General features: G+C 59.3%; 7 protein-coding genes. 6 read left to right on the top strand and 1 reads right to left on the bottom strand.

Annotated elements, in window-relative coordinates; genetic code table 11:
* Position 1: 1 nt before the first annotated feature.
* Positions 2-5,233 (bottom strand): Hint domain-containing protein, encoded by a 5,232-nt coding sequence (locus tag KP708_RS05780; protein ID WP_215749324.1) that lies wholly within the window; start codon positions 5,231-5,233, stop codon positions 2-4.
* A gap of 239 nt (positions 5,234-5,472) precedes the next feature.
* Here KP708_RS05780 and tsaE point away from each other — a divergent pair, with 239 nt between their 5' ends.
* The 6 genes from tsaE (at position 5,473) to KP708_RS05810 (ending at position 14,988) form a co-directional block, all read left to right on the top strand.
* A complete protein-coding gene (gene tsaE / locus KP708_RS05785; RefSeq protein ID WP_215749322.1) occupies positions 5,473-5,922 on the top strand; it encodes a tRNA (adenosine(37)-N6)-threonylcarbamoyltransferase complex ATPase subunit type 1 TsaE in 450 nt (149 codons plus the stop codon).
* On the top strand, positions 5,919-8,954 hold the full coding sequence (addB, locus tag KP708_RS05790; protein ID WP_215749320.1) for a double-strand break repair protein AddB: 3,036 nt from the start codon (positions 5,919-5,921) through the stop codon (positions 8,952-8,954). The genes tsaE and addB overlap by 4 nt, the downstream gene beginning before the upstream one ends.
* Positions 8,951-12,508, top strand: coding sequence for a double-strand break repair helicase AddA (gene addA, locus KP708_RS05795; RefSeq protein WP_215749318.1), 3,558 nt, complete (start codon positions 8,951-8,953; stop codon positions 12,506-12,508). The genes addB and addA overlap by 4 nt, the downstream gene beginning before the upstream one ends.
* Positions 12,509-12,591: 83 nt before the next feature.
* Positions 12,592-12,918, top strand: a complete 327-nt coding sequence (trxA, locus tag KP708_RS05800; RefSeq protein ID WP_007283421.1) for a thioredoxin TrxA — start codon at positions 12,592-12,594, stop codon at positions 12,916-12,918.
* 86 nt (positions 12,919-13,004) lie between these two features.
* Positions 13,005-14,207 carry a ribonuclease D gene (gene rnd / locus KP708_RS05805; protein WP_099210987.1) on the top strand — a complete coding sequence of 401 codons (1,203 nt, stop codon included), beginning with the start codon at positions 13,005-13,007 and terminating at the stop codon, positions 14,205-14,207.
* A 133-nt stretch (positions 14,208-14,340) separates the two neighbouring features.
* Positions 14,341-14,988 carry a GcrA family cell cycle regulator gene (locus tag KP708_RS05810; protein ID WP_211495828.1) on the top strand — a complete coding sequence of 216 codons (648 nt, stop codon included), beginning with the start codon at positions 14,341-14,343 and terminating at the stop codon, positions 14,986-14,988.
* Positions 14,989-15,000 lie beyond the last annotated feature (12 nt).

Raw genomic sequence — 15,000 nt, forward strand, 5'->3', positions numbered from 1 at the left:
TTCAGCCTGCTGCCTGAAGCGTTACTTTCCGCTCAAGTGCCATGCCTAGTGCCGTTGTCACAGCGTCTTCAGAGAATGTGACGCTGGTGTATGTCTGTCCGGCTTCAATGATGCCAGACAGAGTTCTGGCGGAGTGCAGCGCCACAATCTGTTGGACCATGTCTTGGGTGGTGGACTGGACGAGGCCACGCAGGCTTTCCGGAAGCGCCAGTCCTTCTGCGGCCACGGGCGTCATGATGCAGGGCACGCCCGCAGACAGGCTTGCCAACACCTTCCCCTTGATGCCCGCCCCGAACCGGAGAGGAGCGACACTGAGGCGCGCCTGATTCAGCACGCTGTTCAGGTTCTGGACATGACCAAGAACCCGGATGCGATCGCTGGCCAGAGCATGGATGCTGTCTGGCATCTCTGCCCCGACCAGAGTGCAGGTAATGGTCGGATCCATGGCCCACACCGCGGGCATGATGTCATGCACCAGCCACTGCACGGCATCGCTGTTTGGGGCATGTGCGTAGTTACCGATGAATAGTACGCCGGTTCTGTCGTGGCTTCTGGACGATGTGCTGGCCGCAGGTGTTACCCATGGAACCACATGCACAATGGCTTGCGGCAGATCTTTTCGAAGCTGGGCTGCTTCCGCTTCAGAGTGCGTCAGGACAGCATCTGCCTGGAGAGCTGCACGGTATTCCGCCACCCGAATCTGATTGGCTTTCGCCATCAGTTCCGGTCGGCCCTGCACTGCGGCCTGACGTGCCAGACGCAGGAAGTGAAGGTCTGCGACGCTGTAGAGGACGTAGGCTTTTTGTTGGTTACGGCGGACGAGTGCCATGTAGCGCGTCGCGATGTCTTCACGGTGCAGATACACGACGTCGAAGCTGTTCAACTGGCGACGCAGAACGTCTTCGACGGACGCAAAGAACGGGAGTCCCTGCACCTTTACACTCGGCAGTGAGTCCAGAGGAGCGGTCATGTCCATTTGGTCAGCGGCTACGAAACAGACGTCATAACCCAGAGTTTCGAGGGCCATCATGTGAGACAGGATCGCCTGCGACCCTGCATCCCGATTGGCATCGGGGCGAAAACTGTCAATGACGAGTGCGCGCTTGCGCTGCGTTGTGGCCTTTGTGGGCATTCCCCGGCGACGGCGCGTGGCATGAAGCGACTGTTCTGCCAGACCACTCAAGGCCAGCGCACGGGACTGTCGGAGTTTTTCCACCTGTCCGAGGAGGAAGGACAGAACCTGATCGCCAGACTGCTCGTCAGCGGCAGCAGACACAGCGCGGGCTACAGTCTGCTCCATATCCGCGTCGAAGGCCGTTACGGGTTCCAGAACCTGTGGCGTGCCCAGAAGTGCACCGTCCTCTTCCCGACGCACTTCCAGAACATGGCGTGTGAGAGGGGACAGGCCGCCGGGCAGGATCACATCGAAGCCGCAGAGCAGGGGCCGTCCGCTCTTGGCAACATCGGGGCGGCGACCGTTCGCCACGATGGAAGCGAGAACCACACCGTTATCGACGATCTGTAGCGTCACGCCATCTTCCGGGTTAGCAGGGTTCGTCGCCCAGCCGGAGATGCGATTGCGTGTAGCGATGTCGATGAAGCCATCCATAGGGGCCACTGGCGACGGTGCCAGAACGGCCTGTGGAATTTTCTGCTCCATCTGGTCCATCATCCAGGGCGTGTTGCCCAAGGGAGCGTGATCGGTGGCGCGACGCACTTCCAGAACGTGACGATCCAGCGGAGACAGACCGCCTGGAATATCAAATCGGAAGCCACAGGCTCCACCAACATCCGGCCTTGCCGTTCCCGTGGTGACTTCGCCGAGAACAACCCCATTATCAAGGATCTGAAGGCGAACGGCGTCAGTGCTGCCCGGAACGCGTGCCCACCCTTCAATATGAGTGTGGGTTACAACGTCCAGGAAGCCTTCCAGAGGGCCCGTTGCCACACGTGTTTTCGTCGAAAGAGCGTTCAGGCGTGTCCGAATGGCGGCTAGCTGAGCGCCTTCTTCAACACGTGGCGCACAATAGCGGGCCTGAACCTGCTCTGCCGCAGGATAGAGCGCATCATACTCGGAAGCATTGTGGAACATGCCGCGAGAGCTATCGTCCACAAAGGTTTCGGACTCTGCACCGTTCGCGAAGATGACGTCGTGGCTTTCCAGCTCAATGTGGAAATAAGCCACCTCATCCATGCGTTCTGCCTGAAGGATGCTTGTGCCGTTGACCAGAGCGACTGCGGGGATCAGAACCCCGTCCAGATACATGGCGTGGAGTGGCGAAACGGACAGATCCTGTTGTGGCAGATTATTGCCTAGAGAACCGCTACGGAAGATGACCGGAAGGATGTCACGGTTCCCATTAGCGAACGCGCCCGCATAGTTTCGGCGACCAATCCAGTGGATGGCTCGGAGACCGTTCGAACGGGTCTGAACAAGATCACCGATTTCGAGCTGTTCGACCGGAATCTCCCCGCGGTTCGTCAGAATGAGCGTGCCGCGGCAATAGCACGGCGTCCCTTCGGCCAGCAGGAGTGTGCCGCCTGTACTGTCAGACTGAACTGTGAAGAAATCGGCGGCGTAATCGCTGTCGAGGGCTATCGTATAGGTGTCTGTGCCGTTGGAAATTTCCAGCGTGGATGGATCAGTGAGCGTTGCCGTAGCACTTTCGGACCATGCGAGTTCTGGCAGGTCCACTTTTGCACCACTGGAAAGATGGATGTTTCGGGTCGTGCTGCCTGCATAAAGTGCAAGACGGCTTCCATCTCCAACGCTGACATTCGTGGCCGTACTACCGCTATGGACGGCAGCGCTCTGGCTGCTTGTCAGAGTAACGTCAGACAGGGCTGTGCCGTTCGTAGCCCTGTAATCCGTCATTTCCAGAAGGGTCAGGGACGGATCGTGATCTGACTCTGCGTCGAGTTGTCCCGTATTAACGTGCAGGGTCTGGAACTGGCCCGCATTCGCAAACCCGTCCGTTCCGACCGTATGGTCGAGTGACTGCGCGTTGCCTTCATAGATGTAGGTGTAGCGATTGCTTGCATCTTCTTTGGTCTCCATGTCCGTCAGGCCAGCATTGGCATAGATCTGGTTGGCGTCGCTCCACGCCACGTCATTGAAGTCTCCAAGGATGCCGATCTTGGCGGTAGGATCGCTCGAAAGCTGGTTCTGGACGTAGTTCGTGATGTACTGGGCCTGCGCGATACGGTTGTTGACCGTCGCTGTCGTGCCGCCATGGTTTACTGGTGGCTGGGTCGCACCATACAACTCCGAACTTCCGGCCTGCGAGGACAGATGCACGTTAATGAGCGTGACATCCTTGCCATTGAACTCGAAGGTTCCAACCAGGGGCAGGCGGGTGTTCTTAAACGTGCCGCTCAGTTCCTCACTGCCGATGGTGGTCACGGGTTCTTTCAGTGTGACGCGGTCTGCGTTGTAGAGGAAGACGCTGCGGATATTGCCGCCGGAGATGCCACCCTGCGTGCCATTTGCTGGATCGACCTGAGCCCAGGAATAAGTGGGGCCCCCGGCATCAGCGATGGCTTTGACCAGAGCGGCAAGGTTCTGCTCAGCGCTGACAGTTCCATCGTTAGTGACGCCACTGTCATCCTGAATTTCCTGAACAGCCAGAACATCCGGACTGTCGAGATTTTTGACGATGATCTGCGCGACCTGCTTTAGACGGTCCGCATTTGCCGGGTCCAGGGCGTTGAAATTCTCGATATTGTAGTCGCTGACGAGAAGGTTCTGCTCGTCCTTGTGGAAGGTCGTAACTGGCGCAGGCGTTTCAGTGTGAATGACCGTGACCTGTGTGGTCGGGATCAGTTCATAAACGCCGTTGTAATACGTTAGAACACCCGTGATATCGCCGAGCTTGTCGCCTACTTCGGCACTGATGGCAGAGCCAGGAGTGACACCGCTATCGTAGTAGATCTCGACGCGCTGGGTGTTGATGCTGCTCTCGGTGCTCTGAAGAGCGCCAGTCGGCGTGAGCAGTCCATTGCCGTTATCCGGCACGACCCATGTGGCGTTAGAGGCTGTGGCGCCGGTGGCCACAACGTCATGCAGGGTAATGACCTGACCGATGAGGCTCCGGTAAAAGTCCAAAGCGTTGGTGTCTGGATTGAGGGAAGCCGTACTGGTGTTGAGGTCGATCGCCTGTTGCAGATCGCCGAGATAGGATGCCGCCGGAACGGTGAGGCCACCTTGACCCACCACCGCTGGGGTAATGGCCGTGTAGGCAGCACCCGTGTCTGTGTAGGAGACGAGATTGAGTTCCGGTAAAGTGAGGGACTTGCTCCAGGATGTACCGGAGTAATTCGTGACAGTGCCGGTTACGGAGACTGTTGTGCCAACAGTCGGGAGCGTTGCGTTTTTTCCGGCATAGACAAACAGGCCGGTACTTCCGACGTTGCTGGCGTCCTTGCTGGACTGCTGGATCCAGAATCCGATACTGCCATTCGTATCAATGGCTGTGACGACACCCGTGGTGGTGACGCTGCTGCCCGCTACCGTACTGTAATAACCATTCCCGTTAATCTGCTGGATCGTCAGAGATGTTGGTGTTGTCGGGGTAGTGGTGCCGGAGTCATCACCGCTGCCGCCTGATCCCGTGTCCGACCCGGAAGAGCCATCGTCAGACCCAGAGGAACCTCCGGCATCAGAGCCGTCGTTTGCAGCACCGGGTGTTACGAGAACTGTTCCAGCGGCAGGCGTTGTGCCGTAACCCGCAATGCCAGAAAGAGCTGGATCATCCACAGTCCAGTCTGATGCGCTGTCAGTGTCCCTTCCGTCAGGAATGCGGGAGGCGCCGGCAATTAATTTGCCTGTGAGAACGGGCGCGTTCGCGTAAGTTGGATCGCCCTTTCCGCCATCTGAGACCGCAATGGTGTCACCGATTTCAGACCAGGGCGTAGAGGTGAAAGTGCCTGTGTTGGCCGTGTCCAGATCGTCTCCCGCTTTGCCGGTAAAATTCTTGACCAGGAGGACAGTTTGCGTGCCGTTCTGCAAAGAATTCGTCTGGTATGGTGTGACCCAGTAACCGTTACTGTTAGTGACGCCGAGCTGAAAAACATTATCAATTTTACCGGAAGCCGTTCCATCGCCGTCTACGACGATTAGCGACCATTCACTATAATCCGTATCTGCATCACCCTTGATTTCTATAAATTCGTTCGGATCGCCAGAAAGACTTGGGTTAAACATGAATTCATTGATGAGCAGCGTGGATGTCATTGTTAAATACCCTTGCTGGAATAATTTTTCAGAATCGTTACTGAAAAGTTAAAAAACATTTCTGACTTTGCGTAATAAAGAGTCAATATGCGCTGTTTGTATTTTTTAAAAAATCACAAAACATTCACTTCATTTCGTTTTGTGTCTTATTTTATGCTTTTAGAGAGCAATGATCTGTTGTCAGAAACCAGAACACGAGGGCGCTTGCTGGATGGCGCGTAGAACGTCACATTGAGGGGATGCAGATAAGCCTCCCTGATCAGACCTCGACCGAACATCTTGCCGCCCGAATCGCGACGCTTTGTGCCGCCGGAGACTGCATTGCCCTGTCGGGTGGGTTGGGCGCTGGGAAGAGCACTTTTGCCCGGGCCTTTCTACGGTTTCTAGCAGGCGATGCTACGATGGAAGTTCCCAGCCCAAGTTTCGCGCTGGTTCAGCCTTACGACACCTCCGCCGGGCCGGTTTTTCACTATGACCTATGGCGGCTGGATGGGCCGGATGCGCTGTATGAACTGGCCTGGGATGAAGCCTGCGAAGGCATCATGCTGGTGGAATGGCCAGAGCGCGCTGAAGATCTCCTGCCTGCCAATGCGTTGCATCTGACGCTCACCTCGGGCGCGACAGAAGACGAACGGTTTGCAGAGCTAACCGGCTGGCCGGACGAGCGCCTGAGCGGGATTGCGCTATGACCGTGGTGACAATTGCCGGTACCGAACCATTTCTGGATCGGGTCGCTCATGAATGGCTGAAGCAGGACCCTGCCGCTGGAACGGATGGTCCGGGCCTGCTGCTCGTACCGAGCCGTCGTGCCGGACGTGCGTTGATGGAAGCATTTCTGCGCGTGCTGGATGGCAAGGCATCCCTCCTGCCGCGCATTGTTGCGATCAATGACGTGGACGAAGAGGCGCTGGCGTCCATCGGGATTGATGTCTCGCTGCCTCCTGCGGTTGAGCCACAGAGACGGCTTGCCGTGTTGTCCATGCTGATCCTGCAAACGCCAATCGTCAGTGTCGGAGTGGACAAAACCAAAGGTATTGATCGGGCATGGCCTCTCGCCAAGGCGCTGGCCGACCTTATGGATGAGGCCGAGCGCAGTGGTGTTGATCTGGCGGAAAGCCTGCCGGATGCTGTGGAGGAACGCTTTTCAGAACACTGGCAGCAGACGCTGAAATTTCTGGAAATCGTCACGACGATTTGGCCGAAATGGCTGAAAGAAGAAGGTCTGTCGAACCCCGTTGCCCGTCAGGTCGCGCGTCTGAAAGCGCAGGCAGCGGCGTGGCAGCATGTTCCGCCCCACACGCCTGTCTGGGCGGTCGGGTTCGCAGATGGGTCCGCAGCGGTTTCAGATGTGCTGGCGGCGGTGGCGACGTTACCAGCCGGACTGGTGATTCTGCCGGGGGTTGATCTGGACCTGCCTCAGGCAATGTGGGACGCGCTTCCTGCGTCACACCCACAGGCAGGTCTCAGGGAAATTCTTACGGATCTGGGGCTGACACGCGACAATCTGACGGACTGGGACGGCGGCAGGGACCGGGCCAGAGAGCGCCTGATACGTGGCGTCATGCTGCCGGAACAGGGGATTACGGCCTGGGGGCGGGATCTGAACCCGCGTAATATTTCTGGCCTGTCTCTGCTGCCTGCACAGGATCAGCAGCAAGAAGCGCAGTCCATCGCGTTGATCCTTAGGAATGTGGTGTCCGTCCCCGGCCAGACCTGCGCGCTTGTGACGCCAGATCGTAGTCTGGCTCAGCGTGTCGGGACCGAGCTTTTGCGGTTCGGGATTTATGCTGATGACAGTGCCGGTGAGCCTCTGGCGCAGACGCCAGCCGCCGTGTTCCTGCGCCTGATCGCCACGGCAGCGGAGGCGCAACTGTCCCCGGTGGCTCTGCTTTCCGTTCTGAAACACCCTTTAGCGTCGCTTGGGCGAACACCGGGCAACTGTCACGCCTCGGCCCGTCGGCTGGAGCGTCTGTTGCTGCGTGGACCCGCTCCTGCACCGGGGATTGCAGGCCTTAAAGCGGCGCTTGAGACTTATATTCAGAACCAGCGTGATCCGGACAATGGGGCAAGCGCGGATGCTCCTGATGAGCCGGAAGGGCCAGCAGCGTTCATCGCCCGGATTGAAGCCGCTTTCGAGCCTTTGCTTGGCCTGTCTGGCGCGGTTCCACTCCCTGAATTGCTGGAAGCCTTGATTCATACCGCCGAAGCTCTGGCTGCGACCGAAACAGAACTAACCGCAGAGCCTGAAGAAGGGCTACGTCCGGGCGGACGCCTCTGGATGGGGGATGATGGTGAGGCGCTATCCCGCCACTTGGCCGCTTTGATCCAGCATACCGGCATCCTTCCACCCCAAAGGCTGGCGCATCTGGATTCCTTTTTGAACACATCCATGGCCGGGCAGATGCTGACGGGCCTGCGCGCGCATCGTGGCGGTGTGGAACTGGCCCATCCGCGTGTCACCATTCTCGGTGTGCTCGAAGCGCGTCTGTTGGCGTTCGATGTGGTGGTTCTGGGTGGATTGAACGAAACGGTCTGGCCACCTGCAACTGATCCGGGGCCATGGTTGAGCCGCCCGATGCGGACGCGTGTTGGTCTGCCGTCTCCCGAGCGTCAGATCGGCATCAGCGCTCATGATTTCGTCTCAACGGCTCTGGCTGCTGGGGAGGTTGTATTCTCCAACTCCGCCCGACGGGACGGCGCCCCGGGTGTGCCCGCCCGCTGGATGGTGCGAATGGAGGCGTTTCTGGGTGGTCGTGGGCAGAAACTGCCTATGCATCCCGCCCTCGAATGGCAAAAGGCCATGGACCAGCCGCTAGATGGTGCGGAAACCGTGGCACCCCCTGAGCCAAGGCCACCAGTCGCGTTGCGCCCGCGGCGTCTGAGCATCACGGAGATCGAGACGTGGATGCAGGACCCGTATGCCATTTACGCCAAGCATATTTTGAAGCTGAAGGCGCTCAAGCCACTTGAAGAAGGTGCGGAACATGCGGATTTCGGCATGATCGTACATGAGGCTATGGATCGCGTTCTCAAGGACTATCCGGATCGTTGGCCGCAGAATGTGGCCGCCTCCTTGAAGCGTGCCTTCGCGGAAGAACTGGCCAAGGCCAATATGCGACCTGCGCTGGTCAGTTGGTGGGCCCCAAGGCTGGAGCGTATTGCAGACTGGGTCGCCATACAGGAGCGGACCCGTCGAGAACAGGAATACGCCATCGCGCGGCATATGGAAGTGTCTGCGTCCTTCAAGATCGAAGCTGCACGCGCACCGTTCGAACTCCGTGGCCGGGCAGACCGCATTGACGTTGATGAAGACGGTAAGGCGACGATCTTCGATTATAAGACCGGCTCTCCGCCCACTGGGAAAGCCGTGGAAGGTGGCTGGTCCGTTCAGCTTGTTCTGGAAGGGGCATTGCTGGCCAAGGGCGCTTTCGAAGGCGTTCCGGCTGCCGAAACGAAACAGCTTCTGTACTGGCATCTGACCGGCGGGGATGATCCGGGGAAAGAAAGCGAAGTTCCAAGCCGGAAGTCCAGCCTTGATGCGGCGGCCCTGATTGGTGAGGCCATGGAAAAACTACGCGGCCTCATCGATGAGTATGACCATCCCGATCAACCCTATCGCTCCCAGCCCTGGGCCGGACATGTACCGCGCTATACGGATTACGCGCAGTTGGCACGGGTGGATGAATGGCGCGCGGCCTATGCGGAAGGAGACGATTCATGAGCGAGATCCGCAACCGCGCTGACGTTATTGCTGAAGCTGATCGCACACAGCTTGCCGCGTCTGATCCGATGGCATCGGTGTTCGTGTCTGCGTCTGCTGGATCGGGCAAGACCAAGCTGCTGATTGATCGTCTGCTTCGTCTGATGCTGCCCCTTGAAGTGGACGCGGATGATGGGTCGATTGTGTTGGCCGAAGGGGCAAATCCGTCCCGCATCCTGTGCTTGACCTACACCAAAGCCGCCGCCGCCGAGATGGCCAATCGTCTCCAGTCCCGGCTTGGTGAATGGGTGTCGCTTCCGGATGAGCGTCTGGGCCGGGAACTTGAGAAATTACGTGTTCCCAACACGGACGAGACGCGTCGTGCGGCCCGGGCGCTGTTCCTGAAGGTTCTGGACCTGCCGGGCGGTCTGCGGATCGAGACGATCCATGCGTTCTGTCAGTCTCTTCTGCGTCGTTTCCCCCTTGAAGCCTCCGTTGATCCGCATTTCACCCTGATGGAAGATACGGATACGACGCTGGCTTTGCGGGAAGCCATGGAAGACGAACTCGCCAAGGCTCCGAAAATCGTGGCCGAAGTGGCGGGGACCATCGGGATCGACCGGTTCTTCCAGCGGATACGTGCTCTGAACATGGAAGAAAGCCGCGTTCGTCCCCTGCTGGACCGCTGGCAGATCCTGCCGGACGCTGTGCTGAGCGCTTATCGGGGCGCCCTGAAAGCCGGGCAGGAGGCGGCGTCTGATCTGGAAGGGTTGATCTGTAAGCCTCGCAAGGAAGCGGAATTGCGGGCCGGACTTCAGGCGGCGCTCGGCGTGGTCACGGCCGCTGCGAAACCAACTGTGGAGCAGATGCTCCTATGGCTTGGGACGCAGATAGAAGACCGTTCGGCACCTGTCTGGAGCAAATGTCTGCTGACGGACAAAGGCACCGTGCGGCAGATGAACCGCATCATCAGCAAGAAAGCACAGGACGCCGTTCCTGACATCGTGCCGCTGCTGGAAGAGGAAGGCCAGCGCTTGCTGGACCTGACCGAGAGCATCAAGCGCGCCGTGCTTCTTTCCCTGAATCGCGCGCTTCTGTCTCTTGCCGCACCAATGCTGTCCAGCTTCCGCGAGGGCAAGGCGGCGCGTGGACTAGTGGATTACAACGACCTCATTCAGGAAACGCGGAACCTGCTGGAAGATCCGGGTGCGGCCTGGGTGCTCTATAAACTGGATGGCGGTATCGACCATCTGCTGCTGGATGAGGTGCAGGACAATTCTGGCCTTCAGTGGGAGATCGCCGGGGCTCTGACATCCGAGTTCTTCTCCGGTGAGGGCGCGTGGGAACAGGGGCCGAGACCGCGCACCGTGTTTGCGGTCGGCGACTACAAACAGTCCATTTACGGATTTCAGGGCGCTGATCCTGAACAGTTCCATAGCTGGAGAGCCGAGTTTGCGCGCCGGGTTCAGAATGCGGGTCTGCCGTGGCGTGATCCGGATCTGAACGTCTCGTTCCGCTCCGTCACGCCCGTTCTGTCTTTCGTTGATGCTGTCTTTTCCCAACCGAATGCCGCACATGGCCTGCTGGAGCGGGGGCAGGAGACACTGCTTCCCCATGTATCCGCACGTCCGGGGCAGGGTGGGCGCGTTGAACTCTGGCCGCTCGTTCCGGTGTTGGAAGGCGAGGACGATGATGAAGGTCTGACGCCCTGGCAGGCTCCGAAAGCCAATACCGGCCAGCGCAGTGCACCACAGCGTCTGGCGGAGGCCCTTGCCGGGTGGATCGATCAACAGATTGGCCGTTCGCCGCAACCGGGACAGGCGCCTTTGAAAGCGGGTGATGTTCTGATTCTCGTGCCGCGCCGTTCATCCTTCCTGCGATCCCTGATCCGGGCGCTGAAATCGCGGAATGTGCCGGTGGCGACACTGGTGCGCGTCGGTTTGACGCAGCAGGTAGCCGTGCGCGACCTTATGACGCTCTGTGCTGCACTGCTTTTGCCACAGGACGACCTGACGCTGGCGGCGGTTCTGACCTCACCCCTCGGTGGACTGAGCGATGACTCGCTGATGGCGCTGGCGACAAAAGACGGTCGCGCCCACGCCCTTGGTCCGAAAGGTCAGCCTCTCTGGACTGTCCTGCGGGAACGTCATCGGGAGCGTGCGGAGTGGCAGGCGGCATGGACCATGCTGTCCGCGCTCTATGCACGGGTGGATTATGCCACGCCGTATCGCCTGCTGGCCGAAGCCCTTGGCCCGCATGGTGGGCGCACAAGATTGCTGCGTCGTCTCGGGCCGGAAGCGGCTGAACCGGTGGACGAATTGCTGACGGCCGCCCTGCGCTACGAAGGACTGCATCCCCCTTCGCTTCAGGGGTTCCTGCATTGGCTGGAAGCTAGCGAGATCACCAGCAAGCGCGAAGCGGAAAGCGAAACCGGGGCTGTCCGCGTCATGACCGTGCATGGATCGAAGGGATTGCAGGCCCGTCTGGTCGTGATGCCGGATACGCTGTCCCGTGCGCCAGCCAGTGGCGATTTCCTGTGGGAGGAAGCGGCCGGGCTGGACCTTCCGATCTGGGTGCCGAAGAAAGATGCCGGAACGGATGTCACGATTGCCTTGTCTGCTCGCGATGCGGAGAAAGCGCGGGCGGAGAATAACCGTCTGCTCTACGTGGCCCTGACGCGCGCCAGTGACTGGCTGGTGATCTGCGGAGCCTCCACGAAACGCCAGCCGGAAGAGACAAGCTGGTATCGTCAGTGTCAGGCCGGGTTCGAAATGCTCGCCAATGCGCGATCCGAACCGCTGGGACTGGGTTGGGACGGAGACCGTCTGGTTCTGGAAGAAGAGCGGAGCGTGGCTCCCGCGCCCGATGCCGCGCCGCAGATCGTCGCGCCCATGCTGGACTTGCCGGTCTGGCTAGGACGTGCGCCTGACTGGCGCACGGAAGTCGCACCCACAGAAGACGCCATGACCCGGCCTCTGGCGCCAAGCCGCCCGGATGGCGCGGAATTTGGTGAAGTGCCCGCAGCCCGCTCCCCGCTGGAACTGCTTGCGGGCAGGCCAAAGCCTGTTCGGGAACAGGCCATGCGGCGCGGCACGATGATCCATCGCCTGCTTCAGCTTCTGCCTGAAACGCCTTCCGAAGACCGGCTGGCGCTCGCAACGCGCTGGCTTTCCAGGCCTGCGCTCGGGCTGACAGAGAACGAGGTTGAGCGTCTGACGGATCAGGTCATGGGCGTCCTGCATCATCCGGATCTCGCACCTCTGTTTCAGGCAGGCAGTCGGGCCGAGCAGCCAATATCGGGCATCAGTGAGGGGCGCGTGGTTCTGGGGCAGGTGGATCGTCTGTGGATCGGGGACGGAGAAATCTGGATCTGCGATTACAAAACGAACCGTACTCCCCCGATTCGCGTTGAGCGTACACCCGTGGCCTATGTGCGACAGATGGCGGCCTATCGGGCAGTTCTCCAGCAACTGCATCCCGATTTCACTATCCACTGCTCCCTGGTCTGGACGGAGGGGCCCTCTGTGATGGTTCTTCCAGATGAGCTTCTGGATCGTGTACTGGAGGCGTCTTGATTTAATGGGCAGGCTCTTGCAGTCCTGACCAGAGAAGCCGATATCGGTTTACAGAAACACGTTTCATCACAAGGAACACGTCCATGAGCGCAAACACGGTTGCCGTTACGGATAGCAGCTTTGAAACAGACGTCCTGAAGTCTGACGGGCCGGTTCTGGTCGATTTCTGGGCAGAATGGTGCGGTCCGTGCAAGATGATTGCCCCGGCGCTCGAGGAAATCGGCGCTGAGTATCAGGGCCGCCTGAAGGTCGCGAAGGTCAACATCGACTCCAACCCGGAAGCCCCGACGCAGTATGGCGTTCGCAGCATTCCGACGCTGATCGTCTTTAAGGATGGCAAGCCGGTCGCCCAGCAGATGGGTGCGATGCCGAAGAGCCAGCTCAAGGCCTGGATCGAAAAGTCCATCTGATCTGACGGCTACTCGCTGTTCACTGTCCTTCATTAGAGGGCAGTGGGGGCGTGGTCAGAGGCGATTCCTTTGTGTAGGATCGGGCCATGCGTCCGAAAGCCTCTGATTTCCCGTCCCCCGTCATCGTAACCTCCAGTGAAGAGGTTGCACGGCTCTGCAACAAGCTGAAGCAGGAGCCGTTCGTTACCATTGATACGGAATTCGTTCGGGAAAAAACCTACTGGCCCGAGCTCTGCCTCGTGCAGCTTGCTGGTGCCGAAGACGTCGCCGTTATCGATACGCTGGCACCGGGCATTGATCTTGCTCCGCTGGGCGAACTCCTGGATGAGCCCGGATGCATCAAGGTTTTCCATGCCGCACGGCAGGACCTTGAAATCTTCCTTCATATTTTCGACCGGCTCCCGCAGTCTTTGTTCGATACACAGGTCGCAGCAATGGTGGCCGGATTTGGCGATCAGGTCGGCTATGACAGCCTCGTAGGGGCTATCACTGGCAATGCGATCGACAAGGCTCATCGGTTCAGTGACTGGTCAGCCCGCCCCCTGACGAAGGCGCAGATTGCTTACGCAGCAGCGGATGTGACGCATCTTCGCACAGTCTATCTTGCACTTCGCAAGCAGCTTGAAGAGGAAGGTCGCCTGCGCTGGGCTGATGCTGAACAGGCTGTTCTGACGTCCGAAGAGACATTCCGCCCTGATCCGCGCCGTCTTTGGGAAAAGCTGAAAGCCCGCACGAATAATCGCAGAATGCTTGGTATCCTGCGTGAGATAGCAGCATGGCGTGAAAAAGAGGCGCAGAACGCCGATATTCCCCGGCAGCGGGTCATTCGGGACGAAAGTCTGCTCGAAATTGCTGCGATCAAGCCGGAAAACGTTGAGACGCTAGCGCGTGTCCGTGGTGTAACGCGTGGCTTTGCTGAAGGACGTATGGGGCAGGGGCTTCTGGAAGTCGTTCGTGTCGGTGAAAATCTTCCAGAATCCGAGCTACCCAAGCCACCGTCCAAGTCTGATCGTGGACGGCCATCAGCGGCACTGGTTGCGCTTCTTCGGGTGCTTCAGACAGCCAAGTGTGAAATGCACAAAGTTGCGCCGCGTCTGGTGGCGTCTTCCGAAGATCTGGACCGGATTGCGCTTGGTGAGACAGATGTCGGTGCTCTCAAGGGCTGGCGTCGTGAAGTTTTTGGGCTGGATGCGTTGGCGCTCGTACGTGGCGAGATTGCACTGGCTGTCGTAAAGGGATGTGTAGAGCTTCAGCGGGTTGCACCAGACGGTGAACCTGCGGACGCGTGACAAGCACCTTCGACGCGGGCATGACTTTCTGGTAAGGAACGTCACCCAAAAGATTCCGGTCCTGTAAAAAGGGTCGGCGGGTAACAGGATAGTGGGCCAAGACAGGCCCGGATGCGCGACAGAGGAACGATATATGGACTGGACGGACGAGACGATCGCCAGACTTCGCGAGTTGTGGAGTCAGGGACTTTCGACCGCCGAAATCGGCCGCCAGCTTTCCATCACGAAGAATGCTGTTGTTGGCAAGGCGCATCGCCTTGGCCTGCCGCCTCGCCCGTCACCCATCCGGAACCGCAAGGTCAAGGATGGCGAAACGCCGTCAACGGAAGTGCCACGGCGCAAGCCTCCCACCCGGAAGGCTGCAGCACCTGCCGAAGCAACTGCTGACCTTTTGGGTGACAAAGTAGACGCCAAGGCCACCCCAGCCAAGGTAGATGCGCCCAAGGCCGCTCCTGCAAAGGCAGCAGAAACTGTGGCGGCCCGTCCTGTGGTTGCTCCAGTTGCACGCGCAGCTGCGGTTCCACCCCTGAAGGCTGAAGCGCCCGCCAAACCTCCTGCTCCGGAACCCCGTGTGGCTCCGCCGGTCCGTCCGGCTCCGCCGCCGCGTTTTACGGCCAGCATTGATCGTCCGACGCGTCGTGGGCCGTCCTGCTGTTGGCCGATCGGTGATCCGGGCACCCCGGGGTTCCATTTCTGTGGCGCGACCCCTCTGCCGGGTAAGCCCTACTGTGCGGAACATGCGGCCATCGCCTACGTCAAAATCCGCGATCGTCGCGATTAAAAAAAAGCCGTC

Source organism: Gluconobacter sp. P5H9_a, from assembly GCF_018812085.1.
Classification (GTDB): Bacteria; Pseudomonadota; Alphaproteobacteria; order Acetobacterales; family Acetobacteraceae; genus Gluconobacter.